The following is a 26,885-nucleotide window of genomic DNA, read 5'->3' as shown; positions in this document are numbered from 1 at the left end:
CAGGCCAAACACGCGAAGCTGTAACTACAGACCGAGCTACCAATGAGGCTACATCAGCTAACGAAACTTCAAACAGCGAAACCAATGTCACTGGTGGTCAATACTATAGTGATGCATATGGTCACTGGCATTATAAAGATGCTAGTGGTAAAGACCTGACTGGACCACAAACTATTGATGGCGTTAAGGTCTACTTTAGAGATAGTGGTGTTCAGGTTAAAGGGGAATTTGCCTGGGACGGTCACTATTATGACAAAGATTCTGGTGCTCTTGTTACCAATAACTATGTAATTAACTATAATGATTTTCCCATAACTAACTCCTACGTAGACGAAAATGGAAATAAGGTAATTGGTTCCAAAGAAATTAATGGGGTTTGGAATTACTTCGATTATAATGGCAGACAATTAAAAGACAGATTTGATCCTAATGGACTTTATTATGATAAAGATGGGAAATTAACTGACTTAGGGATTAACCGCTACTTCCAAATTTCCAATTATTGGTACTATATTGGAAGTGAGGGGAAAATCTTAAAAGGACCGCAAACGATTGATGGTATCAAAGTTTTCTTTGATGAAGATGGTAAACAGGTTAAAGGAAATTTTGCTAAAGACAATCATTATTACGATAAAGATTCCGGTGAGCTTGTTACTAATAATTACGCAAACATTTATAGTAGCACCTATTACTTAGACGAAAATGGTTATAAAGTAACTGGCCACAAAGTAATTAACGGAATCTGGAATTATTTTGATAACTATGGTGAACAAGTTAAGGATAGATTTGCTCCTAATGGCTATTATTACGACAAGGAGGGTAAACAAGTTGATTTTGGTACTAACCGCTATTTCGAACTAGATGGCAAATGGTATTACGCAGGAAATGATGGTGCTATCCTAAAAGGAGCTCAAACCATTGATGGTGTTCAGGTCTATTTTGATAGCGATGGAAGACAAATTAAGGGGAAATTTGTTCGAGATTCCTCAGATTATAAATATCGCTACTATGATAAAGACTCCGGTGCTCTTGTTAAAAGCCAATACATTATAGATTATAATAAGAACACACAAAAATATGAACGTTACTATGTAGATGAGAATGGTATACGTGTTTCTGGACCACAAACAATCAGTGGTGCCTCCGTATACTTCAGCAATTATGATGGTCATCAACTTTTTAATGATTTTGGTGACGGTCACTACTATAACCATTATGGTAACTTTACAGACCTTGGTACTAACCGTTATGTTCAAATTGGAGAGAATTGGTACTATGTTGGTAATGATGGAAAAATTTTGACTGGTGAACAGACCATTGATAATGCTCATGTTTATTTTGATCGTAGCGGTAAACAGGTCAAAGGTGGGTTTGATAACAATCAACAGTTCCACGACAAAGACTCTGGTAATCTAGTTACTAACAGGTTTGTCACATCAAATGGTAAGATTTACTTTATTGGTTCTGACAGCAGAGCTGTCAAAGGTGCTACTGTAATTGATAATATCGAGTATCTCTTCGACAAAAATACCGGTGAACAAATTAAAGGTGGGTTTGTTGATTACTCTGACAAACTAATTAGTAAAGAGAATTACAATTATAATAATGATCCTGTTAAATTCTACGAAAAAGATACAGGAGCCCTTGTTAAAGATAAGTACTTTACAGTCGACGGTAAGTGGTATTATTCAGATAATAAAGGAAAGATTTTAAAAGGTCCACAAACTGTCCATGGCGTACAAGTTTACTTTGACCGTTACAATGGACAACAAATTAAAGGTACATTTGCCGATGATGGCTACTTCTACGACAAAAATTCTGGTGCTAAAGTAGATTTAGGAACAAGCCGCTATGTCCAAGTTAACGATAATTGGTACTATATTGGCAATGATGGGAAAACATTAAAAGGTGATAAAACTATCGATGGTATTCAAGTTCATTTTGACACTAATACAGGGCAACAAATTAAAGGTGGATTTGCTGACAAAGATGGTAAACTAGTCATAAAAGAAAAATATCATCTATCTGGCACTCCTATGAGATACTATGATAAAGACTCTGGTGCTCTTGTAAAAGATCAATACTTCAGCCATGATGGTAAATGGTACTATGCAGATGCGGAAGGAAATATCCTTAAAGGCTCACAAACTATTGATGGGGTGCAGGTTTATTTTGACTCTTATGGAGTACAAGCTAAAGACGCAATCGCAGAAGGTTACTACTACGATAAAGACTCTGGTGCTCGTCACGAAGTTCCTCGTAATCAATTCATCAAAGCCGATGGCAAACTATACTACTTTGATAGCGAAAAACAGTATTCTAACTACCGAACAATAAATGGTAAACGATACTATATTAAAGACGATGGAGAAGTCTTGAGAGGTTCTTTTGATCGTTATGACAATCCTCCTTACTTCGATGATGAAACAGGTGCTGCTGTCGAAAAACCTGGCTTTATTAAGTCTGGTGATAATTGGTACTACGTAGACGAAAAAGGAAATAAAGCTTCAGGTCTTAAAGAAATCGACGGAAAATTATATTACTTTTCTTACAATCCTACCAATAAATATGAAACCCACAAACAAATTCGTGGCGCTTTAGGAAAACCGAATTGGTTCTTCTATTCTTATAATACTGATACAAAAAAACCAGAAGACAACCCAACTTACTACTTCGACGCCGAAACTGGAGCTGCGGTAACTAACCAATTCGTTAATTGGAAGGGCAACTGGTACTACTTCGGTAAGGATGGTAAGGCCCTCCTATTCGATCAAGTCATCAATGGTCAACACCTCTACTTCGATTATGAAGGTAAGCAAGTGAAGGGCGATTTCGTTACAGACTACAAGGGGACTCGTTATTACGATGAAAACTCTGGTGAGCTCGTCACCAACCAAACACGTACCATCAATGGTGTGACTTATCACTTTGATGAAAATGGACGTGCGAAGCAATTGTAAGATAAGTCCGCAAATCGACTAAAATTATTCTCATTCGTCATACAGATAAACGACAAACAAAAAGTCCAAATCAAACTATTGATTTGGGCTTTTTGTTAGGTAAAGAATTTATTAGTCCTTTTTCAGTCTTTTTAGGTGTTTATAGAGACCGAAGGCCCGATCCAATTGCATAGATTCGATAGGACGTTTGCCCTTGATATAGAGATTTCCATTGGTCGCATTCATCAACCCTGTCTTAGAAATGGCATAACCGGTGATCATACCGCTATAAAGGAATTTTTCCAATTCCTTAACATCTAAAACTCTGCTTGAAGGTTCAAGAATACCATATTCTGCTTCATAAATATCCACTAGTCTTTTAAACTTATAGGCTGTTTTTATGGGCATATCTCCGACATTTCCCTTGGCATAATAATGATAGAGATTCTGTGGGCTTAAGTCTGCAGATGCCACCTCTTGACCATTGGGCGAGTAAGGTTGTGATTTAATGAAAGTATTAAGCTTGCCAATATCAATATGAGAGTCGCTAACATTTTCCTTAGGAATAGGACCTTCAACCTTATCAACAATCTCCCTTCGTCTTATAGTTGCCAACAATTCATAAGGCTCGACTCTAAGTCTTTTGGAAAATTTTTCCAAAGTATCAAGCGATACCGTTCCTGTTTGATTGATCAGGTTATAGTTGGTTTGAGCCATACCAGATGAGACTACAAAGGCTGTCATGCGTTCTCTGACTTCCCCCTCAGTCATATCTTCCGTGATTTCCAGCTTCTTGCGAATGTTGTGCCACAAGTTCTGGGTGACCTGATCGGGATCTCTTGGAAACTCAAAACCCTCATGCTGATTATCTCGAGCTAAGAGCTTCCCAAGTGTAATGTTTTTCCCAGTCACCTTGGCCAGACCGTTAGTAATGGTTACAATCTTTGGAATATTTCCCTTAGGCTTGTTCATGAAAAGCATCCGAAGGCTTCCTGACGGAATCCCCGTAGCTTCTGAAAGCTCTTTGTAACTCTTCTTGTCTTTCCAAAATTCCCCCATACGAGCTTTTTCCGCATTTTCCCAGAAAAGTTCCTTAAGGGATTTGGGGGTATTCGGCTCATCCGATAATAGTCGTTTTGACATAATTGTCTCCCTCTAAAGTTGCTGTTTAAACTTAGTCCGAGTCTATTATCTCATATTTTTAATAAAAATCAAATCATTCCCTAATGGTATTGATTTTACTAAATAAAAAGGATTTAGCTCCGTTTTACACAGAACTAAATCCCTTGAGGGGGGATTATATCATAAATTGGTAAATTATAGCCTAAAGCATACCCAACCAAAAGAAAAAAACTTAATACGCTAGCCCAATCAAGGCCAGAAGCAAATACTAAAGATTTAATTGTCCTTCCACTCAGTTGACTAAAATAGGCCCATTTTTTTCTGTTTGAAACCAATAAAACAATTGGAAGATATAGACTAGCTCCTAAAAGAGCTGGCCAATACTTTTTTACCCCTATTGAAATAGAAAATATAATTATAAAAACTAAACTTAACAGTGCAAACAGTGAGAAACCACTCATAAAATAAGGTATGACACGAGAAATTCCTTGCATACTTTTTTCAAGTCGTTCCTCATCTCCATAGAAAGAATATCGTAAACCAACATCCACCAAACCGGCGAAGCCAATCATATTATTCAAGCTATTAATAGTCCAACTTGTCTCTAGTAAGTAAGATAATTTTTGTTTCTGATTAAGCTCTTTATTTAAGATTTTATCATAGAATACCATAGGTGCAACAGCCATAAAACCAAGCAAAGCTAAACTAATGACTTTTATTGGAGAGAGTTCTCCAAAGATTGCTCCAATCTTATCAAACGAAATGGTCTTAAAAAGTCTGATTATCTCTACAATAACCAGACTAGCAATAGATAAAAATAGCACAAGTTTGATAAGTCTCTGCCATTTTTCACGCCATTCAAAATTGTTCTCACAATCTCTTCCGCTTATCCTAACAAAGTTTGTAATATTGGAATAACAACGATAAATAGAACCGTACTTAGAGTCACCACATTCGTAGAGAATTCTACATCTCCTTTGCCCTGATTAGCAAGGATTGGGAGAACAGCTAAAGCTGGTGTAGCGGACTGAATCATAAAGGTCTTAAATTCTACTGTCGCCATATTTGGTGCAAAGAACTTCAATACAAGAAGCATGATTAGAGGAGCTAGGATAAAGCGTCCAACTAAAGTGACAATTGTATCTTTATCAAAAGTAATAGTTTTCAAGCCTGCCTTTGCAAGAACGATACCAATATAAATCAGAGATAGGGGAGTGACGATATTTCCAACATAGGTTAAGGTATTCGTTGCGAAATCTGGAATAGAGATTCGAAGAATCAAAAATAGTAGAGCCACAAGAAAACCTACAAGCGGAGCTGGTAGCAATTTCTTCCAATCAAATTTACTTGTCTCCTTGCTTTGGCCCGATTTACTGTCACTCGTCATCAAATACACGCCCAATGTCCAGGTGGAAATCGTGTTGGTGATATAGTAAATTAAGAAATAAGGAAGAGCCTGATCCCCAAAAAGAGCAACGTTTAAAGGTAAACCAATAAAAATAGTGTTGGCATTCACAAAGGTATTAATCATGGTTCCTCGCCGTCCTGGACGAACCTTGAAAAGCACAACTGCAATATAAGCTACGCTATATCCCAAGATAAAGGCCACAAATGTATAAAGGAGACCTCCAGAAAGACTGATTAGCTTATCTAGTGTTAGGTATTTCATCACCGACACAAAGATTGACGCTGGCAAGGCTACATTCATGATCAAACGAGATAGGTTAGATCCAAAGGCATCTCCAAACCATCCCTTCACCTGAAGAATATACCCCAAAATAATGATAGCGATAATCGGAATGATACTCGTAATCGAGGTTAAAAAGAGTGACATAGGTATCCTTTCTAAATTACTTAAGTTCATAGCCCATACAAATCTGTTGCTAGCGAAGGATAGACAGCAGCAGTGAATTATTTATACTCTGGATACCACTTCAAATCACGAACTGCTTTGGCCATATCTGTTTCCTTAGCATGCGCAAGACCTTGCTCTTGTGCTTTTTTAGCGACTGCTTCTGCTACTTTAATAGAAACATCTGCTACATACTTGAATGGTGGCAAGACAGGAGCTCCTGGTTGGCCTGGATTGACAATACCACTCAATGAATGAGCCGCTGCTCCAATCATTTCATCAGTCAAAAGACTTGCTTCAGAAGCCAGCATACCTAGACCAAGACCTGGGTAAATCAAGGCATTATTGGCTTGACCAATCACATAGTCGACACCTTTATAAGAAACTGTATCAGCAGGAATTCCTGTTGCGACAAAAGCTTTGCCATCTGACCATTCAATCAAATCTTTGGCACTAGCTTCTGCTAGTTTGGTTGGATTTGACAAAGGGAAAATCATCGGACGTTCTGTGTTTTCACACATAGCTTCTACTATTTCTTTAGTGAAGGTATTAGGTTGAGTTGAAGTTCCTACAAGAATGGTTGGCTTCACAGTCTTCACTACTTCAAGCAGGTCAGTCAACTTGTCTGCGTTACTAAAGTCAGTACGTTTCTTAGCAAACGGTTTTTGTTCAGGAGTTAGGTCATCCATGTCATCAAAGAGAAGACCTTGTTTATCAACCATAAAGAAACGTTTATAGGCTTCTTCTTCAGAAAGACCTTCACTCACCATTTCACGAAGAACACGAGAGGCAATTCCTGCACCCGCAGTACCACCACCATAGCAGAGATAAACTTGATCTGTTAATTTTTCACCACTAATATCCAGTGAACCAAAGATACCACCTAAGGTAACGATTCCTGTACCTTGAATATCATCATTAAAAGTTGGAATTTGTTTCCGGTATTTTTCAAGAATATTAGCAGCATTCAAGCGACCGAAGTCTTCCCAGTGAAGGTAGAGTTTAGGAAAGAGACGTTCTGCTGTTTGAACAAATTGGTCAATGAAGTCGTAGTAACGATCTCCGCGAACCCGTTCATGACGATTCCCTAAGTAATTAGGATTGTTACGAAGTTCTTCACGGTTAGTCCCTGCATCAATAACTAAAGGAAGGACCATAGAAGGATCGATTCCAGCAGCACCCGTATAAACCATCAATTTCCCAACAGAAATGTCGACACCATTTGTTCCCCAGTCACCGATTCCAAGGATTCCTTCTGCATCTGTTACAACAATGAGACGAATCTCGCGATCCCCAGCAGCATTTTTCAAAGTGGCTTCAATATTTTCAGGATGATTGATATCAAGATATCCCGCATATTGTGGATCGACAAAGAGGTCACTATAGCCTTCAATGGTATCTGCAATGGTTGGATCGTATACAATCGGATTAAATTCCTCCAAATGTTGAGAAAAGAGGTAATAGAAAAGAGTCCGGTTGGTATTAAAAATTTCCATTAGGAAAAGACGCTTTTCCAAATCATTGGCTTTTGTTTGCATTTGTGCATAAGTTTGCGTCGCTTGTTCTTCAATCGTTTGAACATACGGTGGCAGTAAACCAATAAGGCCTAGTTCCTTTCGCTCCTCTAAGGTAAAGGCAGTACCTTTATTGAGGAAAGGATTGTTTAAAATATCATGTGCAGTCATAGTGCAACCTCCTTTTTACTTATATTATACTACTTAAATAGTCGTTTTAAAGAACAATGTACTTTATAGTGTCCACTCATTTCTTTTATGTTATAATGGGCAAAAAGAATTATGACAGAATCAACTATACAACCAGTTATCATCTTTCCTCCAGATACAAATGGACAACCACTTTATCTGTGCCTAACCGTATAACACATTTGTTTTACAGGCTGTATAGTAGCAACAATTGTGATGGTACTAATAGAGTACTAGCATATTGAACTAATAAACAACAATATGGATTTTATAGTATACTTTGTATTGTTTAAAAAGTTATTTTTGTCATTTAAAACTTGTATTCTGTTTATATGACAACTAATAATTATCTACAAAAATATATTTCACAAAAAGTGAAATATTTTCGTAAACAAAACAAAATGAGCCAGGAGGAACTTTCGGAACAGGCAGGACTCGGACTCAAGTATATCAATCAATTAGAAAACCAAAATGTGAATCTGACCATTCACAGTCTAGAAAAAGTGATTGTCGCCTTAAACTTGACACCAGAGGACTTTTTCAATTTCAATAGCCTCGAGCCCACCACTGACCAAACCGATAATCTCTCATTGAAAAGAGTTAACATGAAGCTGAAACAAGTTCCTGTTGATAAAAGGGAGAAAATCCTAGCTATTTTTGAAGATATTCTTGATAACCTATAATCATCTCCTGACTCATCATCATATTCTAACTCAATAAAAAAGTTATAGTCAAACACATCACTACGGATAATATTTACTTATCGTCTCATCTAGCCTTGTCTATGTAACTCTTTTTAACAATTTTTTGAAAGTGTGATTTTATGAATCTTAAAGACTTATACTATTTTTATGACCTAAGTAACTTGCAATCTTTCACTGAAGTAGCTCGAAAAAACGGGGTGAGTCAACCATCTATTTCTTATGCCATTAAACGTTTAGAAAAGGAGTTTCATTGCCAATTACTTGTGCATGATCCTTCACATAGGACATTTAAGCTAACTCCACAAGGTGATATATTGTTACGACATGTAAAGAAAGCTCTTCCAGAAATACAAGGTGCCCAAAAAGAAATACTTCGAAGCATTTCTCCCTATGATACAATTGGGTTTCCGCCTCTTATCATTGACTATCTTGTTCGTAAAGAGCCTGCTTTTATTGAAAATGTCTCAGCACTTCGAAATATTCACCCTATACAAGAAGGGTCTATTGAACTTCTAAACCTCTTGTCTAAGGGAGAGCTAGATGCCAGTTTTATTGGAAGCTTAGAACCGATTATCGATAAACGATTTTCAGTTAAAACTCTTATGACAAGTGATCTTTATTATATTCTACCTTCAGGCCACTCATTGGCAGATAAGGAAGCTATCGCTTTCTCTGATGTTCTAAATGAAAATTTTATTATTTTAGACGAACATTTTGTTCATCTAAATGCTTTTCAACATTTGAATAATCAATATCATCATGCTGCAACACCATTCTTTCAAACAGATGATATTAATTTGCTTAAGCAACTCCTTCGTAAAAAAATTGGTATCAGTCTTCTTTCTGAAATCGCTATAACAAAGGAAGACAAAGATTTAATTTCTATCCCAATGGTTAAAGAGGAACGCATGTCGCTTTATGTTTCACTAGTTACACTTAAGGAAACTAATCTTCATCCTGAGGTAGAAAACTTCTTCCAAGAACTATTAAATTAAAAGCGATAATACTAAGCTAATTAAGATACATCTAACAATAAAAGGAAACTCCCCTCGTACTTAATGAACTGCACCCCAAAAGTTAGACAGAAAAAATCTAATTTTTGAGGTGTTTTTATTATGAAATTAACTTATGAGGACAAGATTCAGATATATGAACTGAGAAAACAAGGGAGAAGCTTCAAAGAGCTTTCCAAAAGATTTGGTGTGGATGTTTCTGGACTAAAATATATGGTGAGGTTGATTGAACGTTACGGAATAGAAATCGTCAAAAAAGGGAAGAATCGTTACTATTCTCCCGAATTAAAGGAAGAAATAATTAATAAAGTGTTGCTTGAAGGTCGTTCACGAAAAAGTGTATCTTTAGATTATGCTCTACCCAATCCTTCTCTGTTGAAAAATTGGATAGCACAATACAAGAAAAATGGGTATACTATTGTTGAAAAAACAAGAGAGAGAGTACCTAAAATGGGACGTAAACGTAAGAAAACTTGGGAAGAAATGACAGAACTAGAACGACTCCAAGAGGAGAATGAACGCTTACGTACCGAGGTGGCTTACCTAAAAAAGTTAAAAGAACTAGAAGACAGGGACGAAGCCTTACAGCGAGAAAGGCAGAGACAATTAGAGAAATGGTCACAGGAGGATTTCGACTAGATTTACTTCTTGAAACGGCTGGTTTAGCTCGCTCAACTTACTACTATCAGTTGAAACAACTAGATGGATTTGACAAAGATAAAGTGCTTAAAGCTGAAATTCAATCAATTTATTGTGAGCATAAAGGAAATTACGGCTATCGTCGAATGACTCTTGAATTGAGAAATCGTGGCTTCATGGTAAATCATAAGAAAGTGCAACGTCTGATGAAGGTTCTTGGTTTAAGTGCTCGAATTCGTCGTAAACGTAAGTATTCTTCATATCAAGGAGAGGTTGGTAAGAAAGCAGAGAATCTCATTCAACGCCAGTTTGAAGCATTAAAACCAATGGAAAAGTGCTACACAGATGTGACAGAGTTTGCCATTCCAGCAAGCAGCCAAAAACTCTATTTATCACCAGTTTTAGATGGTTTTAACAGCGAAATTATCGCCTACAATCTTTCTACTTCGCCCAACTTAGCACAAGTAAAAATGATGTTGGAACAAGCCTTCACAGAGAAGTGCTATGAGAAAACTATTCTACACAGTGATCAGGGATGGCAATATCAACATGATTTCTATCATCATTTTTTAGAGGAGAAAGGAATCCAAGCCTCCATGTCACGTAAAGGCAATAGTCCAGACAACGGCATGATGGAATCCTTCTTTGGCATTCTTAAGTCTGAGATGTTTTATGGTTATGAGAAGACGTTTAAGTCAATTGAGCATTTGGAACAAGCTATTGTAGACTATATTAATTATTACAATAACAAACGCATTAAGATAAAACTAAAAGGACTTAGTCCTGTGCAATACAGAACTAAATCCTTTGCTTAAATTATTTGTCTAACTTTTTGGGGTCAGTACATAAACGAAGGGAGTTGTTTTACTAATAATTCCAGTTTACCAAGAGATAAATGAGACTCAAGCCAAACATATCCGCCAAGGCATGAACGAGGAAAAATGGAAGCAAGTTTTTAACCTTGTATTTATAAAGGAAATAATAGAGGAGACCAAAGGCCACACCGATAACCAGAGCCCATAGCATGCCCTGATAGGTATGGAAGGACACACGAACAATGGTTGAAAAGAGTAAGACCAACCACTTATACTTGTCCTTAACCGAGGTCAAGAGTCCTAGGAAGAAAAATTCCTCGTAGAAACCGTTGAGCAACCCATAAGCAATCGCCATAGGTGACAAAGCCATAAACTTATCAATCACAGCCATAGGGCTAATAAAGGCTAGAACTTGAGGACTAAAATAATTATATTGTCCTGACAAAGTACTTACAATATCAGCAAATAAGCCCATGATAGCGAAAATAAAGGGTACCCAAAAGAGAACAGACCACTTTAGACGTATAGGTAATTGTTTAAAGTCAAAATGGCGTATCCACAGATAAATAATCGCTAAAGCTAGGAGAATAATCTGCAAGGTGAAATTGCTAGAGTAAGCTGCTCCTTCACTGGCTGTATTTGTTGACGTCTCAGTAACTGTTGTCGCTATGGTCGGAGCCAAACTTGCCAAATATATTTCAGTCGAACGGACAATAAACTGTCCAAACATAATGAGCGTAACAATACCGATATCAAACCACCTCAGATTCTTTAGTGGTTGTTCGGGACGAATTTTCTTGAGTAAAGACATTGGTCTTTCCTTTCTTCTATCCTCTTCATCGAAGACTGGTTTATTCTTTAAGGTTTATTATAAGTCATAAACCTTAACATAATACTAAAATTTGCAGTAAGATTAGTATTTCATTTAAGGAAAGAAAAAGCAAGGGAAAGCATGTTTCCTTTGCTTCAAACTTGTTATTAATCATTCTTTTTAACAACACTAACTAAGACAAGGAGTTGGAAAATAGCCAAAACAAATAGGACCACAAAGCCATTTCGACTACCTTGAGCCGTTGCTCGTGCAAAGTCAATCTTATGATTAGCTTGACTCATAGCAACAATTAGAGATGCTAGTGTTGTTCCCACTGCTCCTGCAAATTGCTGAAGCGTGTTAAAGATGGCATTAGCATCGGCTCGTTGATCAAGCGACAGTTGTTTCTGTCCATTGGTCATGACATTACCAAAGGCAACCCCAAGTCCCGTCATGAAAATCATGTAAAAGGCGAGAATCAAAGTATTTGAAAGGGAGAGGCCAAACAAGCTAAATAGCAACTGAGCAAGAACAATAAGGCTTGCTCCAATCAGAATTGGTTTACGAGCTCCCATCTTATCTAAAATGATACCCGAAAACGGAGCAAATCCTGCACCAATGATAGCTCCTGGGAGAAGCATCAAGGCTGCAAGAGTGGTATTAGAGTGGTTAACCAACTGCACATAGTTTGGCAAGAGGAAACTCATCGCAAGGGAACCCAATTGAAAAGAAAAGAAAGCGATGATATGACCTGTCAGTTTACGATTTTTCAAAATAGAGAGGTTGATGATGGGATTTTCTAATGTTGTAGAACGCCAAATCAAAATGACAAGACCTAAGATCCCAATCAAAAGCCAACCTAAGACTGAGAAGCTGAAGAAGGCATGTTCAGCAACCCCATGAAGACCTAAAATCAGGCCCAAGAAAAGAAAGATGGTAGCCAGTAGACTGAGGATATCTAAAGATTCACGTTTAACCTCACTCTTTTGCTCAATCGAGCGAAGCCCTGCAATCAGTGAAGCCAAGAGAATAGGAAACTGAATGAGGAAGATAGAACGCCAACCAAAATGTGCCGTCAAAAGTCCACCAACAGTTGGTCCAATCGCCGGTGCAACTGCTGTAATCAGTGTCCCAACTCCCATCATGAGACCAATCTTACGACTTGGCACCTGCTCCAAAATGATGTTAAACATGAGAGGTAGGGCAAAACCAACTCCCATCCCTTGAACCAATCGTCCCAAAACAACAAAGCTAAAACTAGGAGCTATAAAGTCAATGAGAACACCTAAGATAGACAAAAGGTTTGCGACAAGAAAGATGGTTTTCATCTTAAACGAGCGCTTGAGATAGGCAGATAAGGGCACCACGCAAGCAACGACTAATAGGTAGATGGTTGTAACCCACTGTACTGTTGACGTATTAACCGAAAATGCCTTCATCAATACAGGAAAGGTGATGTTCATAGCTGTTTCACCAGCCACTCCACAAAAAGAAAGGATTCCTGTCGCAAAGATGGCACACAGGATCTTAGTGGAGATTTTTTCGTCTGACATAAGTATTTGTTCCTCCTATATAAACTTAAATATTGCGGTAGTGTTGTAAGATTTTGAGAAAGACTTCTCTCTCTTCAGATGAAAATTGCTGGGCAAACTCTTCCTCTTCTTTTCGAAGATAGGATTGGCAGGCAGACGCGATTTTTACTGCCTTATCCGTTAAAACAACCGCTTTTTGCCTAGCGTCTTTCGATGAGGTATGTCGTTCGATAAGGCCTTTTTTCTCCATCCGTTGTAAGAGAACTGTCGTTGTCGAACGCTGAATCTCAAATTCGTGCTCAATGTCCCGTTGAAAGACTTCTTGATCCGCATGATTGGTTATAAAATCAATGACAGCCATCTGATTTCCAGTCAAATCATACTGCCTAGCAAACTGGTCAAAATGACGCATCATATTGTTATTGGCTTGTTTTAACAAGCGCCCAAAATGGTCCAAAATAATGACTCCTTAACTAAATTGTTAGCTAACTAGCAGTATAGAAGAATTATTAGCTCAAGTCAATAGATTCTTTCAAAAATTAGAAAACTCAAGGACATAGAATCCTTGAGTTGCTATATTTAGTCTTTCTTTACAGGAATTTCCTTAATCACACGCGCCGGATTTCCACCTAGAACCACATTGTCACCAAAGGACTTAGTCACAACAGCTCCTGCTCCAGCAACTACATTATCCCCTAAGGTCACGCCAGGAAGGATAATCACGCCTCCACCGGCCCAGAAATTATCACCGATTGTAATTGGAGCACCATATTCAATGCCTGAATTACGCTCGGTTGGATCAAGCGGATGCAAGGGCGTCAAAAACTGACAATTAGGGCCAATCATGGCATTGTCACCAATCGTGATAGGACAGATATCCAACATGGTCAAATTCCAGTTGGAATAAAAATTTTCACCGATATGGATATTAACACCGTAATCCGTAACGAACTGAGGATTCATGGCAACATTTTCACCAGTCGAACCAAACCAAGATTTAACAATCTCTGCCCTCTTGAGACGGTCAGGCTCAGCATTGAAGGCCCATTGTTTTTCTCTTGAGCTGGCTGCTAGAGCACGTAACTCTGGATCGCTAGGTTTATAAAAGTCACCTGCAATCATCTTTTCATATTCAGTTGGCATGGCATACTCCTTTTTTGTTTCTTCTTCTATATTGTAGTATAGAAGTGATGTTACCACAAGTGAGACTCCCATACAAAAGTATGTAAAGTCTTTATTCTACTTAATTATATATCGATGGTCTCACCAACAGCTAAAACCCTATAACCTGCTGTTTCAACTTCATTTTTAGTTGTCTTGTAATGACTATAATCATCAATATGAATGGGATAAATCCTTTTAGGTTGAAGGAGATCATTCATTCGGTTTAACATTTTTAAGTTCATGGTAAATGGTCCACCAAAAGAACCTGATTTTACAGCACCTAAATTAGCAAAAATAGCATCTATATTTTTAGGGACATTTCGGGTTAAGTCTGGGTACAAAACAGTATCACCGGTAAAATAAATGACTTTAGTTTCTGATGAACTGGTGATTGTTAGTTGATAGCCATTTACCTTACCAACTATCTTTCGCATGATGTAATTACTGGCATGATAAGCCGGTAAGGCTTTAATGGTGATACAGTAGTCAGCGACTTGAAATGCTTGTTCTTCTCCCCATCTTAAAACACTATTATTTAAACATGGCACCCCATCTAAAATTTTTTTATTGGGAGAAATAACCATCTTCCCTTTCAGATAATCTTTCCCTAGATCATCCAAATGATCTTGATGCCCGTGAGTAATTAGCCATACATCAACTTTGCTAAGAAGAGATTTATCCTTATGAACATGAGTTTGTTTCTCGGAGACAAATCCTTTAAACTGAACTAAAGTTCCTTTAGGAGACAAGTCAGGATCAATTCCGATATGAAATTGATTACCAATGGAGATGACGCCACATGCAACGCCACAATAAGTAAACGAAATAGACATAGTACCTCTTTTTTAAAATAAGCGACAAGTTGAAAAACTAGTCATTAACAACAATGGAATGAGCATTTTAGTACATAGCTCTTGTAACTAGATTATAGTTTTTATCATCACTTTTATCAATACCAGCGTATGTTCGACACCTTCTTTTACGTTTAAAATACTTAGTTTCCACAGACCTCGGTTAGGTAATCCACAAAAAAATCCCAAGTGCACTAAGCAACTTGAGATTTTCTTTCTGTCTGGGCATGCCTGAGTCATTCAGGGCTTTATATTATTTGTCCTTTTGATCTTTGTGATCTTTTTTATTTTTCTTTTTACGTCCGTTGCGGCCAAGTCCTAGACCTGTTACCGATACGGTGAAGCCAGCGATATTGATGGTTTCTTCAATCTTACCTTTACTTGCTTCTTCCTCATTTGAGAGATTAATTGGCATCTTGTGTTTAGAGCCTTTACCCTCAGCTTGACTTGAAACAGGTGCTTCAAAGTCATCGCCTGGTCCATAAGTGACTGGTCCATCATGAGATTCCACTTGCTCTTCGACTTGGTCGAGAACTTCTAGGTCTTGGATCTCTTCAACAATGATATCGTCTGCCTTGTCTTCCTTAGGTTTACCGTTAATATCGCCTGTAAGTGGGATATAGACTACCGTTTCTTCAAGGTTACGTTGACCTACTGTCTTACCTTCAACCTTATCCTTATCAGCGCTATAGCCTTCTACTTCAGGAGTGATAACTGTTTCAAACTGACCTTTATTTGAAGTCCAGTAGCTTGAACCAAGCTCTTCACCTGTAACCTTATCAATAGTCAAGCTACGTGTCCATTGAGCAGTTTGGATGTTATTAGCAGGAAGTTCTGCTTGTCCATCGCTAGATGTGTAGAGAACTGTGAAGGTTACGTCTTTGATGTAGCTTTCGCGTTCTGGCCATTTGGCACCATCTGGGTTAGCTGGGTTGATTGGTGTACCAGCTTCTTGGATGTTATCTGGACCTACTTGAACGGTACCATGACGAAGGGTAACCATGAAGTTTTGGTCAACATGTGAATCGCCATCAAAGATCACACCGTTTGTGAAGCCATCTGCAAGGAGGGTATAACCACGGTCGCTATAGTACTTGATACGTTCGATTGTTGAGTATTCAATAACTTCGCCTGATTTACCAAGCAAGTCGACCACTTCAAGTTTCTTACGAGTTGTACCGTCAACATAAGTGACTGTAGCTTTCTGAGCATCCTTGAGGTAAGTAACCACTTCCATGATTTCAGGAGTTTCCACAGAAACCTCTGTCATTTCAGCGACTTCCATACGGTCTGGTGTAAATCCGACAACCTCTGGTGAAGGAACAGCTGAGAAGCCAGCTTGAGTACTTGACCATGCTTCATAATTGATAGCACCTGTCACAAGGTTAACATTAGCCAAACGTTTGAAATCAAGAACTTCAACGTAGTCGTCGCTAGCCAAGCCACCTTCTTCGAAGACATACTGGATGGTACGTGTCACATCGGCACGGTTTTCAAGCATCTCTACGCTATTTGGCCAAACTGGGCTATTCACATCATTTGGATCTACGACTTCACCTGCAACTGGTGCTGGCATATCTGGGTCGATAAGAACCAAACGTTCACGAAGAACCACTTCGAAGACTTGGTCAAAGTCAGAGTCACCATTGTAAGTGTGGTCAAAGGCTTCTGCATAACCATCGTTGACAAGTTCATAACCTTGTTTGAGCAAGTTTGCGATTTGTTCATCAGTAGAGTAGTCAATCTTCTCACCTGAGCTTCCGACAACAACATCACGAGTCAATTCTGACTTATCAAGCTCATTCATGTAAAGGATAATAGCTTTTTGCTCATCCTTAGCATAAACCACGTTGGTATCTTGACCTGGGTGTTCTGGAGTAATAAAGGCCTTTTCAGAAATGTAACCAAGAACATCTGGAACGACTGTTTCCATAGCCATGGTTGGATCTTCTGGATCGTTGTTGTAGCTTGGAGTAGGTGCATTTTCAATAAGTGTACCATACTCATCTACTGGAACAATCTTACCAAGTTCTGTGTAAGTTACTGTATCTTCCACTTCTGGAAGGTCTGGGCGAACTTCAAGTCCACCAGCTTGACGTTTATCTGCATAGAAGCCTTCAACTACTGGAACTTCTACAACATCATAAGTGAAGCTTTCTTGATCCCAAGTGCTTGTTTGTTCCACTTGGTTAAACTTACCGTGGAAGCTGAAGCTATCTTGAATGTTGATAACTGGATCTTTGTAGCCTGCACCTTGGAAGGTAACCGTTTGTTTCGTATCTTGTGTGATATCATCCAAGATTGGTTCGTAAACCAAGGTTTGGTCCATGCTGAGGTCAATTGGCAATACCAATTCACTTTCAGCTTGGTAGCCAGCAACTTGTGGTGCTGGTGTTTCAATAACTTGCGTAGCATCTTGAGGATCATTAGCATAATGAACTGGTTCTGCATCCGCGATTGGATTACCAAAGGTATCAACAGGGATAATCTTACCGAGTTCTTTATAGACAACACTGTCTGTGGCTTCTGGTTTATCAGGTGTAACAACCTGCATACCAGCCACTGCCTTGTCCGCATAGTAACCTTCGATAACTGGGACATTAACCTTAGCAAAGGTATAGCTGTCTTGATCCCAAGTGTAAGTGTCTTCTGCTTGATTGTACTTACCAGTGAAAGTAAAGTCAGACTGGATATTAACAGACGGTGTTGCTTCGCCAGCTCCTTTGAAGAAGACCGTTTGCAAGGTTGGTTGCGTTACATCTTCAAGGATTGGAGCGTACTCAACAAGAATATCGTCTGTCAAGCTCTCAGGCATGACACTTTGTTGCATTGGACGATAACCCGGAATGTGAGGAACAAGTGTCTCACTAACCTTAGTTGGGTTATTGGCATCGTTGTTGAAGGTTGGCGTTGGAACGTTTGGAATCAAGCGTCCATTTGCATCAATAGGAATGATCTTACCAAGTGGAACGTAGGTAATGGTTTCTTCGATGTTATCTTCAGTAACTTCTCTACCTTTAACTTCTACTCTATCTGCAAAATAGCCTAAAACAACTGGTGCATAGATGTCATAATACTTGGTCTTGTTTGGTGACCATTCTGTCTCGTCAACAAGCTCACCAGTGACCTTGTCAAAGGTAAGGGTACGGACCCAATAAGCATTTTGCACATCAGCATCTGGTAAATCCGCATTGCCATCTGTACTCTTGTAAAAGACTGTGAAGCTTACTTCTTTCTCGTAAGCATACTTAGATGGCCACTTAGGTCCATCTGGATTATTAGGATTGATTGGAGTATCTGGGACTTGCTCATGGTCAGGCCCTACCTTGGCAACATCGTGTTGCAAGAGGACAAACCACTCTTGATCATCAATATCCTTGTCATCAAAAATGGCATCTTTAGGGAATTCGTCCTGAATCAAGTCATATCCCATGTCCTTGAAAGTCTTGATACGTGTTGCTGTTCCGTATTCAATCGCTTCACCCAATTCCCCGGTCAACTGGTCACTAACCAAGTAAGCACCGGTAGTTTCATCAATATAAGTGATGCTGGCTTTCTTGAAAATTTTACGATACACAACCGGAGTATCCCCTCCTGGTTTGTTCGGTACTACACTTTTAATATCTGTCATATAATCTTGAACAGCTGGTGTTGCTGTCTCACCCGCCTTTCGTGGATCTTTTTTGTTATTGTTATACTGCTTAGTCAAAGCACCTGGAATATATTCCCCATCTTCTGTCACAGGGATAATGCGTCCCAATTTCCTATAGGTCACATGTTCCGTTACCGTTGGCACATAGGGTGTGACAACGTTAAAACCCGCTTCTTTTTGGTCAGCGAAATAGCCCTGGACAACTGGTACCGATATCTTAGGATAGGTATAACTGTCCTTGTCCCATTCGATTAAGCCAGTCTTCCTATCTCTAGTCCCCGTAAAAACATGATTTTCCATGACTTCAGGGTCTGGAGTTTTAGAATCTGCTCCTTGAAAAATAATCTCTTGCTTAGATGGAATCCTCACGGTTTCCGATTGGGCATGATTATCAAAGAGGGCTTCGTCAGCTCTAGCAAAATCTAATGGAGAGGGGGCACTGTGGTCAGAGCGACTTTTTGGGTTAGTCAATAATTTAGAAAGATCTATAGTATCAACTAAATCAGAGTCCGCTGATTTATGTGCAATATGCTCTTCGGCAGTTCTTGCTGCTGCTTCAGTCGCATCTTCCCTATAGGCTCTCAAAAATACTCCCCCTTTCTTCTTTTTATGAGAAATAAAATCCTATACTTGCTAAGTTCTCATGGAAATCTTTTCTATTAAGATTTCATTTTCCCTCGGAGAAGCTAACAAGTTCTTATCAAAGATTAAAATTTTTGATATCTCTTATATATACTATAATACGAGAATCGAATTTTTACAAGTAAGGTGTAAGAACTTTAATCATTTTAACCCCTAAGTGAAAAAATAGTGCTTTAATGTGCAATATCTATCAAGTAGTTTATGAAAGTGACATCAAAATGAGATTACCCCGATAACTTAAATGATGAGTCTTTAATGGAGCTTTCTCTCCCTAAAGACACTCTCATAAGAAATAGACTATAAACTATCACAACTACTTCTCATCTTTGAAAGACTAGAACCTTACCTCAGTTGTAAGGGAACAACCTAAGAGAATGGCACAGAGAAGGTCTGTGCCTAGTCCTCGACTATGGAATGCCAATGAATAACTAGCATTACTTTTAGTATAGATTGACTTTTACGCTTCGTCAATAGATTGGAACCATTTAATGAAATTCCCCATTTTCTCAAGTTTCTCGTATTAAGTTATAAATAACTAATAGCTTTTTTAGCATGATTACTTTTTCATGGAACTACAGATGTAATGATTACTATCAGACTATCATGACTAACTCAAGATGGTTTTAAAATCACTTGTTCAGCCATCATTAAATCCTTAACGAAATCCGAACATGCCATAAAAACCGAGACTACTGTCTCGGTTCATACAGTTTGGAAACGATTAGATTTGTCCTCGGCCTTGAGCGTCAAAGTAAACCCACCATCCTGGACTCACTTCAACCCAACGGTTAACAGCCATCTCACCTGAATTTGGATCATAGTAACGAACAACGCCGTTCACACGAACCAAATGACCTTTGATTTGCTTACCATTGTTATCAAAGAGGAGGTTTTGACCATTGATAGTAACCATGCCTTTGACAGCATTACCATTACCATCGAAGTAATACCAGCTACCATCGATTTCATGGAATTGATTGCGGTAAAGCTCACCTGAATTTACATCATAGTAACGAAGATTGCCATCAACATTAGCCAAAGCACCTTTAACCTGACGACCATTTTGATCAAAGTAGAGGTTTTGACCATTGATGTTTTGTGAACCTTTTACGGCTGCTCCATCATTATTGAAGTAAGCCCAAACACCTGGTTCAATTTCAGCAAAACGGTTGCGAGCCATTTCACCTGAGTTTGCATCATAGTAACGGATAGTACCATTCTCATTAACAGTACGCCCTTTAACTTGGACACCATTGTTGTCGAAGAAAAGTTCTTGACCATTGATGTTTTGGTGACCTGTCACACGTTTACCATTACCATCGTAGTATGCCCAAACGTTGTTACCAATTTGAACAAATTGATTGCGGCCTGATGTATTGTTATTGTTGTTATCTGGTTTTGGATCTTGTTTACCGTTTGCATTCAAGACACCGTTTTGGTCGTAGTAGAATACTTGACCTCTACGGTTTTGACGGTAACCATCACGCAATTGCACCCCATTAGCGAGGAAGAAGTATTGTTTACCATCGATAGTCTTTTCACCGATTGCCATGCGACCTGAGTTATCAAAGTAGTAAACATTTCCGTCGTTATCTTTGATAAAGGCATTCTTAGCACGTTTGCCATCGTTATAACGATAGTAAACACTGCCCCAGCTCTTCTCAAACTTACCACTACCATCACCGTTTTGGTTGTCGTTGTTAGTAGATTGGTTGCTTCCGACTACTTTTGGAAGGCTAACTTTACCACCATTTGTACCGTAGTAACCACTTAGACCATTCTTAAGCACGTACTCTGAACCACGGTCAAGAATGTTAGTACCATTCATGTACTTCGCAGACCACTGTGTGATCTTCTCGTCAGTAGTCATACGTTTACCAGTAGAGATTTGAACACGATCAAAGATTTGTGGGTAAAGACGTTTCAATTCATCAAGGAAGGCACCACCATATTTACCTTGGTAGTCGTTACCAAAAGTACGTGTCTTAGCAGCGTAGAGGCTATGATTGATGATTGCTCCATCTTTAGTTTCACCATAGTTATTAACACGAGTTGCTGTAACCACTTCATCACCTGGAAGGTTATAGATTTGGTCTGGAACCCAGTCAGCAATCGCTGAGATACCTACAGCGTGGAGTGATTTAAGAGCTGCTTTCAAGTCAGCCAATGAACCGTACTTATTGTCCTTACTCATAGCAATATCATAACGGTCTGTAAAAGCATAACCATTTTGGATGACTGAGTCAAGGAAGCTACCATCATCACTTGAAACGTACTGTGGTGCAAATTCAAATGATGTGATACCCCATGATTTGAAGAGGTTTGCATTTTCAGCAATCTTCTTATTAGTGTATTGTGATGAATCTTGGACGAAGTCTTGGAAGTTAGAGAAACCTTCGTAGATAACTTGTGAATCAAGGGCAGCATTTGATTCATAAACCAAACCACTGCTGTTCTTTTCTTTACTTGGTGCTACACGCACGTCTTGACTTTCAGAAGCACCTACTGGTACCCAAACTGCAAGGTAACCATCAACTTGAGGGTTACGGATACCACGGATTTCGTTTGCATTAAATGTCAAATTACCGTTACCATCAGTGTATTTGACAATGCCGTTAGCATCGCTATCATTCAAGTAAGTAGCCACACCATCGTTTGTTGTCAAAAGCAATGGACGATAAGCTTGGTTACGGTGAGCCGCACCCATGTTAATTGTCAAGTTGCTTGTCAAACGAAGGGCAGGTTGGTTTGAAACGATAACTGCCATACCTTGGTTACGTGTTTCTGCTGTACCAGTATCAGAAGCACTATTAGCCCCTGTACCATAACGTACAGATGTCAAGACACCTGCAGCATCCCAACCATTAGTATTACCATAACCGATGTAGTTAACCTTCATATCTTGACCACCGGCTGCATAGCGGATACGGCCTTTCAAGAGGGTTTCAATAGCATCATAATATGGTGATTTTTGGGCCATATATTGACCATCATCTGTGTACATGTCACCATAGTAAACACGTGGCACAGTGTCCTTATGCGTAAGCATCAAGGCGTATGCTGATGGAATATTATATTGTGTGTATTGCTTGTTAGCACTACGCATGTCTCTGTTGTAGATTTCAAAGGCTTTCTTCATTTCATCAAGCGTGAAGGTATTCCCTGTTGATTGAGGGTTGATTTCATTTTTGATGATTTGACCAATGATTGATTGTACCTCTGAATCGTGAGCACGAACAAAGGCGTAGTTAGCCATGCGTTTAGAGTTTTTACCACTTTCAGAACGGTCATTGATACTATTTGAAATAAGTGGTTCAACTCCTGAGCGGTTACCAATTGGACGCAAGAGTGAATATACCAATGCTAAGTGCATAGGGTCATCCATTGGCAATTGGGCACCTTTAGTGTCTTCATTGTAGTATGGGTCATTGTGAGACCACGCTTCCAAGATAGACATGTGTTTAATGGCTTGATCTTGGCTTTGGTCAGAACCATACTTAGCTTTGAAGTAATCTGAAGCAATTTGAAGAAGGTCAGCATTGACATTATCCACGGCATCGACACGAACACCATCGAAGTTTTCATCTTCAGAACCACCAGTAATAGTACCGATGTTCATGATGTAGTGGAGCCAGTTCAACTGCTCAGCTTGAACCGCTGGGTTTGAGTTGTCGATATCATTAGCCAACAAGAACTCGAAACCACCGTTACTTGTATCCTTAGTATACTTAGGATTGTGTTTACCTGTTTGGCTAGTTGGTGTGCGGTTCAAGAGACGATAATCAGAATTAGCATGGCTTGTACGACTATCGTTGTTATAGAGAAGGGCACCACCTTGCAAGTGATCGCTGTTATCAAGATTTTCAGAAGTTGAATTCCAACCTGGTTGGGTCTTCACGAAATTTTTGATAGTTGTACGCAACCAGTCAGTGTTACCTTCACGCGCAATACGTTCTTCAATACGTTTTTGAACTTCAAGCGCTGCTTGGTCCATTTGAGTTTGTGAGCTGAATGACGTATAGGTCTGATTGGTACCGAGACCTTGCTCCTTCATGTAGTTGAGGTAGCTCGCTTGGATAGCCTTGCTTGGCCACCAAACCGTAAGCAATGGACGTTTGTCATTTTCAGTTGAGGCAGTCCACTCTTTACCATCTTTCAAGATTTCTTTTGGACGGTACCATGTGTTGGCAGTAAAGTAACCATCAACAAGTTCGATATCTTTATCAGTTGTACCATAAAAAGCATTTTTATCACCATTTACAGTAACGTTTGTGTTTGTACTATCAGCTGATGAACCTGTTCCACCGTTCTTGTCGAAACGGTATTCTTTTTGGTTAGACAATTCACCAGTTTCAGCGTTGAAGTATTGGCTTCCGCCGTTACGTTCAAGGACATAATTCTTACGAATAGTGCCGTCATCTTCAACGTAGTATTGTTTTCCATCAATTGTTTTGATGTGACTTGGACCATCAGTTACGACATTGTTAGTTGCTGGAAGGTCGTTGTTTACTACTGTGACAGTATTGTTGGCATTATTTGTATTGCCGTTAACTGGGGTAGCACGACGGCCTCCTGTAGGACCACGTCGAGCACCAGTCGCACGACGTTCACGTGTCGCTGCGCGATCAGTAACTGTTGTTGTGTCAGTTGTAGTGTTGTTATTTGTCGTATCAACAGCTGTATCATTGGTTGCTGTTGTATCTGTTGTAGTTGCCGCACGATCAGTACCGACTGGCGCTGCCGTATCAACAGCATTCGCTGCAACTGTATTTGTTGTATCAGTTGTCAAATCGAAAGTTGCTGTTGGAGCTGCTTGGTCAGTTGCGACATCGTTTGTCGCTGCAACTGCTGTAGTTGGATCCTGAGCAGCCGTTGTATCGTTTGATACAGTTCCCGTATCAACAGTAATATCGGGGATGGCTACAGTAGCATCCGTGTGTTCGTCGGCCTGAACGACACCGTCGTTAGTCGCTAAAGAAACCGCTGAGACTGCACCGAGCGACATCCCTGTAACTGCGATGGTTACCCATTGTTTCTTAACTTTGTGCATTTTATAATGTACTTTTTTGTCCATAATAAAAAGACTCCTTTTTCCCATTTATAGCTTCATTCTAAATCATTGAAAGCTTTTTTTCAATAAGATTCGATAAATTTTCATAATTTTTAGAAAAGTCCTTTTATTGTTTTAATGACATTAGCTTTAAATGAGTGTTTAGAAATATAAAAATGGTCATTTTAGTTCATTGAGAAACAGAAAACTGACACTCTATGGCTATTTAGAATGATTATTGATAAGGCACTTCTTTTAATGGGATTACAAGAAAATCTAATGAAAATTCACAAAATCCTTAAGGCACTTCTCTCAAAGCGACAAAAAATACCATCCTTACCAAACCATTAGGTCTGTCAAGATAGTGTCTTTTTTAGACTATCTTCTCATACAGAAACTAAATTCTAACTATCTAAGCCATTCATTACTTACTGAGGTGTCAAAGGGTCAAATTAGGTCACTCTAGCGATAATTAAAAATACTCTTTTCCATCAAAAACGAAGGGAACAAAAACCAGACAATTCATCAAAAAAAATGCCTCAAAAGCTTATCTATCCTGCTGAAAACAAGGAAAAAGGAGTATAATAAAGGTAGAAAGAGTTAAACTATTTAGAAACAAATAGAGGGGAAGGTGAGAAAGATGTCAGTACAACATACAAACTTCAACACAAGCCAAGATAAGGATAAGACTGGTCAAGAGTTCAATAATCAAGAGCTCATTAAGAATAATTCTCCAGACAACAGGCTTGCTTCTATTCTCCTTGCAGTCGCCTTTTATTTAGCTATCGTTTATCTTGCCTTATTTTTGCTCTTAGGCCTGTCAAATCCTTGGGGAATGGTTATAATAATTTTCCTAGCACCTAGTTTGATTAGTTTTATCATTGCAACTATTTTTACAGGTATTGGGCGTAAAAAAGCTAATAAAAACTTCTTATACACAAGCATCGTTTTTTATATAGCTTCTATCGTTTTGGCCTATGACCCCGACTGGGGAGTTTTTCGAGTTATACCGATTCTGTTAACTATTCTAGTAACAGTGGGAACTGTGATGTATAAACAAGATAATGAGCAAGACAACAAATAAGAGACCATGTTCAAGTGGTCTCTTATTTTTATGTAGTCATTAGTATTTCAAAAAGTCAGTTCCATTTTGAAACTTCCACAACATCTCTAAATCAAAAAACACCTCTTAGCTAGAATGGTTATCTAACATGAAGGTGTTTTTTATTGTGCTTATCTAAGCATTGCAAAGACTATTATAATCCTAAAATACGAATAATCTTCGTCCTATTCTTCATTTTTCTTACGTTTAGCAAGAAATCCAAGACCAGTTGCAGTTGCCAAGACACCCAAGGCCATACCTAATGATGAGTTTTCCTCACCAGTCTTCGGAAGAGCTTGGCTACCATGTTTGTGCTTAGGATCCCTCACTTCAGAAACACTTGTTGATGCAGAGGTTGATAATGACTCAGATACACTTGTTGAAATACTTGTGCTTTCAGAGGCACTAGCTGATTCTGTCGAACTTACTGATTCTGAGGCAGACAATGATGCAGATGCACTTGCACTTTGCGATTCGCTCAACGATACAGACTCACTTGTAGAAATCGATGCACTTACTGAGAGTGACTCACTCAGTGATACTGAGTTTGAAACAGATTGTGATTCAGACACTGATGCACTCGCTGAAACTGATTCAGACAATGACTCAGATACACTTGTTGAAGCGGATGTACTTGCTGAAGCTGACGCGCTTGATGATTCTGAGTTTGAAACGGATTCTGAGGCAGACACAGACGCACTCGCTGAAACGGACTCTGAGTTCGCTACTGATTGCGACTCTGAAATTGAGGTACTTTCAGAAGTTGATTCTGAGGCAGAGACTGAAGCGGATACAGACAATGATTCAGAGACACTTGCACTCTGCGATTCGCTCAACGATACAGACTCACTTGTAGAAATCAAAGAACTTACTGAGAGTGACTCACTCAGTGATACTGAGGTTGAAACAGATTCTGAGTTCGATACTGATTGCGACTCTGAAATTGAGACACTTACTGAAGTTGATACTGAGGCTGAGGCTGACTCAGATGCACTTGCTGAAGCGGAGACGCTGGATGAGACTGACGCAGAAACTGAGGTTGAAACAGACTGTGATTCTAATACAGACGCACTTGTTGATGCAGACTCTGAAATTGAGGTACTTACAGAAGTCGACTCTGAGGCTAATGCTGAAGCGGACGCAGACAATGACTCAGATACACTTGTTGATACTGAAAGACTTGCTGAGGTACTCAACGAAGTTGAAATACTTGTTGAAGCACTTGTGCTTTCAGAGGCACTCAAGAATGCTGATGTAGAAGCTGACTCTGATACTGAAACGCTTGATGAAGCGG

Annotated in this window: 17 protein-coding genes and 1 pseudogene; 6 read left to right on the top strand and 12 right to left on the bottom strand. The window is 39.0% G+C overall.

Going from position 1 to position 26,885, the window contains the following annotated elements; all coding sequences use genetic code 11:
• On the top strand, positions 1 to 2,960 hold a 2,960-nt coding region (locus tag HMPREF2637_RS10150), incomplete at its 5' end, for a glucosyl transferase (RefSeq protein ID WP_070840168.1).
• 111 nt (positions 2,961 to 3,071) lie between these two features.
• Here HMPREF2637_RS10150 and HMPREF2637_RS10145 read toward each other — a convergent pair.
• The 4 genes from HMPREF2637_RS10145 to HMPREF2637_RS10130 all read right to left on the bottom strand — a co-directional run bounded on the left by HMPREF2637_RS10145 (position 3,072) and on the right by HMPREF2637_RS10130 (position 7,598).
• On the bottom strand, positions 3,072 to 4,082 hold the full coding sequence (locus HMPREF2637_RS10145) for a hypothetical protein (RefSeq protein WP_070840166.1): 1,011 nt from the start codon (positions 4,080 to 4,082) through the stop codon (positions 3,072 to 3,074).
• 134 nt (positions 4,083 to 4,216) lie between these two features.
• Positions 4,217 to 4,885 carry a putative bifunctional lysylphosphatidylglycerol flippase/synthetase gene (locus HMPREF2637_RS10140; RefSeq protein ID WP_070840164.1) on the bottom strand — a complete coding sequence of 223 codons (669 nt, stop codon included), beginning with the start codon at positions 4,883 to 4,885 and terminating at the stop codon, positions 4,217 to 4,219.
• Positions 4,886 to 4,947: 62 nt separating this feature from the next.
• Positions 4,948 to 5,895, bottom strand: coding sequence for an AEC family transporter (locus HMPREF2637_RS10135; protein WP_070840148.1), 948 nt, complete (start codon positions 5,893 to 5,895; stop codon positions 4,948 to 4,950).
• A 77-nt stretch (positions 5,896 to 5,972) separates the two neighbouring features.
• A complete protein-coding gene (locus HMPREF2637_RS10130; RefSeq protein WP_070840128.1) occupies positions 5,973 to 7,598 on the bottom strand; it encodes a malolactic enzyme in 1,626 nt (541 codons plus the stop codon).
• A gap of 350 nt (positions 7,599 to 7,948) precedes the next feature.
• Here HMPREF2637_RS10130 and HMPREF2637_RS10125 point away from each other — a divergent pair, with 350 nt between their 5' ends.
• From HMPREF2637_RS10125 to HMPREF2637_RS11005, 3 genes are all read left to right on the top strand, one after another.
• Entirely contained in the window at positions 7,949 to 8,299 is a 351-nt protein-coding gene (locus tag HMPREF2637_RS10125) for a helix-turn-helix domain-containing protein (RefSeq protein ID WP_037598004.1), read from the top strand.
• A gap of 140 nt (positions 8,300 to 8,439) precedes the next feature.
• Positions 8,440 to 9,315 carry a LysR family transcriptional regulator gene (locus HMPREF2637_RS10120; RefSeq protein ID WP_070840116.1) on the top strand — a complete coding sequence of 292 codons (876 nt, stop codon included), beginning with the start codon at positions 8,440 to 8,442 and terminating at the stop codon, positions 9,313 to 9,315.
• 120 nt (positions 9,316 to 9,435) lie between these two features.
• Positions 9,436 to 10,787, top strand: a protein-coding gene (locus HMPREF2637_RS11005) for an IS3 family transposase (protein ID WP_141760047.1) whose coding sequence is annotated in 2 segments (ribosomal slippage) — positions 9,436 to 9,886 and positions 9,886 to 10,787 — 1,353 coding nt in all. Because the reading frame shifts where the segments join, the coding sequence is not laid out codon by codon here.
• Positions 10,788 to 10,839: 52 nt separating this feature from the next.
• Here HMPREF2637_RS11005 and HMPREF2637_RS10105 read toward each other — a convergent pair.
• The 7 genes from HMPREF2637_RS10105 to HMPREF2637_RS10075 all read right to left on the bottom strand — a co-directional run bounded on the left by HMPREF2637_RS10105 (position 10,840) and on the right by HMPREF2637_RS10075 (position 24,513).
• Positions 10,840 to 11,598, bottom strand: coding sequence for a CPBP family intramembrane glutamic endopeptidase (locus HMPREF2637_RS10105; protein ID WP_070840111.1), 759 nt, complete (start codon positions 11,596 to 11,598; stop codon positions 10,840 to 10,842).
• A 167-nt stretch (positions 11,599 to 11,765) separates the two neighbouring features.
• Positions 11,766 to 13,151 carry an MFS transporter gene (locus HMPREF2637_RS10100; RefSeq protein ID WP_064524587.1) on the bottom strand — a complete coding sequence of 462 codons (1,386 nt, stop codon included), beginning with the start codon at positions 13,149 to 13,151 and terminating at the stop codon, positions 11,766 to 11,768.
• 25 nt (positions 13,152 to 13,176) lie between these two features.
• Positions 13,177 to 13,587: a MarR family winged helix-turn-helix transcriptional regulator gene (locus HMPREF2637_RS10095; RefSeq protein ID WP_064524585.1), complete on the bottom strand. Its 411-nt coding sequence runs from the start codon at positions 13,585 to 13,587 to the stop codon at positions 13,177 to 13,179.
• Between the two features lie 122 nt (positions 13,588 to 13,709).
• Complete coding sequence (locus HMPREF2637_RS10090) at positions 13,710 to 14,273, bottom strand: sugar O-acetyltransferase (protein ID WP_002883560.1); 564 nt, start codon at positions 14,271 to 14,273, stop codon at positions 13,710 to 13,712.
• A gap of 104 nt (positions 14,274 to 14,377) precedes the next feature.
• Entirely contained in the window at positions 14,378 to 15,127 is a 750-nt protein-coding gene (locus HMPREF2637_RS10085; RefSeq protein ID WP_064524583.1) for an MBL fold metallo-hydrolase, read from the bottom strand.
• Between the two features lie 271 nt (positions 15,128 to 15,398).
• The gene (locus HMPREF2637_RS10080) at positions 15,399 to 19,382 is read right to left on the bottom strand and encodes a mucin-binding protein (protein WP_064524582.1); all 3,984 of its coding nucleotides are present in this window, start codon (positions 19,380 to 19,382) and stop codon (positions 15,399 to 15,401) included.
• A 778-nt stretch (positions 19,383 to 20,160) separates the two neighbouring features.
• Positions 20,161 to 24,513 (bottom strand): glycoside hydrolase family 70 protein, encoded by a 4,353-nt coding sequence (locus tag HMPREF2637_RS10075; protein WP_064524580.1) that lies wholly within the window; start codon positions 24,511 to 24,513, stop codon positions 20,161 to 20,163.
• A gap of 616 nt (positions 24,514 to 25,129) precedes the next feature.
• On the opposite strand from HMPREF2637_RS10075, the gene HMPREF2637_RS10070 reads away from it, so the two are divergent.
• On the top strand, positions 25,130 to 25,573 hold the full coding sequence (locus HMPREF2637_RS10070; RefSeq protein ID WP_064524578.1) for a hypothetical protein: 444 nt from the start codon (positions 25,130 to 25,132) through the stop codon (positions 25,571 to 25,573).
• A 203-nt stretch (positions 25,574 to 25,776) separates the two neighbouring features.
• Here HMPREF2637_RS10070 and HMPREF2637_RS11705 read toward each other — a convergent pair whose 3' ends face one another.
• Positions 25,777 to 25,920, bottom strand: a complete 144-nt coding sequence (locus HMPREF2637_RS11705) for an LPXTG cell wall anchor domain-containing protein (protein WP_073686508.1) — start codon at positions 25,918 to 25,920, stop codon at positions 25,777 to 25,779.
• Between the two features lie 61 nt (positions 25,921 to 25,981).
• Here HMPREF2637_RS11705 and HMPREF2637_RS11700 point away from each other — a divergent pair.
• Positions 25,982 to 26,885: pseudogene (locus HMPREF2637_RS11700) on the top strand (hypothetical protein); the annotation flags it as partial.

This window comes from Streptococcus sp. HMSC065H07 (assembly GCF_001837325.1).
GTDB classification, from domain to species: domain Bacteria; phylum Bacillota; class Bacilli; order Lactobacillales; family Streptococcaceae; genus Streptococcus; species Streptococcus salivarius_H.
The sequence above is the reverse complement of the archived record's forward strand: the minus strand, read 5'-3'. Positions and strand labels throughout refer to the sequence as shown.

Coding starts and splice junctions, on each gene's coding strand:
- HMPREF2637_RS10145 (WP_070840166.1), bottom strand. CDS start 4,082: ATGTCAAAACGACTATTATCGGATGAGCCGAATACCCCCAAATCCCTT.
- HMPREF2637_RS10135 (WP_070840148.1), bottom strand. CDS start 5,895: ATGTCACTCTTTTTAACCTCGATTACGAGTATCATTCCGATTATCGCT.
- HMPREF2637_RS10130 (WP_070840128.1), bottom strand. CDS start 7,598: ATGACTGCACATGATATTTTAAACAATCCTTTCCTCAATAAAGGTACT.
- HMPREF2637_RS10125 (WP_037598004.1), top strand. CDS start 7,949: ATGACAACTAATAATTATCTACAAAAATATATTTCACAAAAAGTGAAA.
- HMPREF2637_RS10120 (WP_070840116.1), top strand. CDS start 8,440: ATGAATCTTAAAGACTTATACTATTTTTATGACCTAAGTAACTTGCAA.
- HMPREF2637_RS10105 (WP_070840111.1), bottom strand. CDS start 11,598: ATGTCTTTACTCAAGAAAATTCGTCCCGAACAACCACTAAAGAATCTG.
- HMPREF2637_RS10100 (WP_064524587.1), bottom strand. CDS start 13,151: ATGTCAGACGAAAAAATCTCCACTAAGATCCTGTGTGCCATCTTTGCG.
- HMPREF2637_RS10090 (WP_002883560.1), bottom strand. CDS start 14,273: ATGCCAACTGAATATGAAAAGATGATTGCAGGTGACTTTTATAAACCT.
- HMPREF2637_RS10085 (WP_064524583.1), bottom strand. CDS start 15,127: ATGTCTATTTCGTTTACTTATTGTGGCGTTGCATGTGGCGTCATCTCC.
- HMPREF2637_RS10075 (WP_064524580.1), bottom strand. CDS start 24,513: ATGGACAAAAAAGTACATTATAAAATGCACAAAGTTAAGAAACAATGG.
- HMPREF2637_RS10070 (WP_064524578.1), top strand. CDS start 25,130: ATGTCAGTACAACATACAAACTTCAACACAAGCCAAGATAAGGATAAG.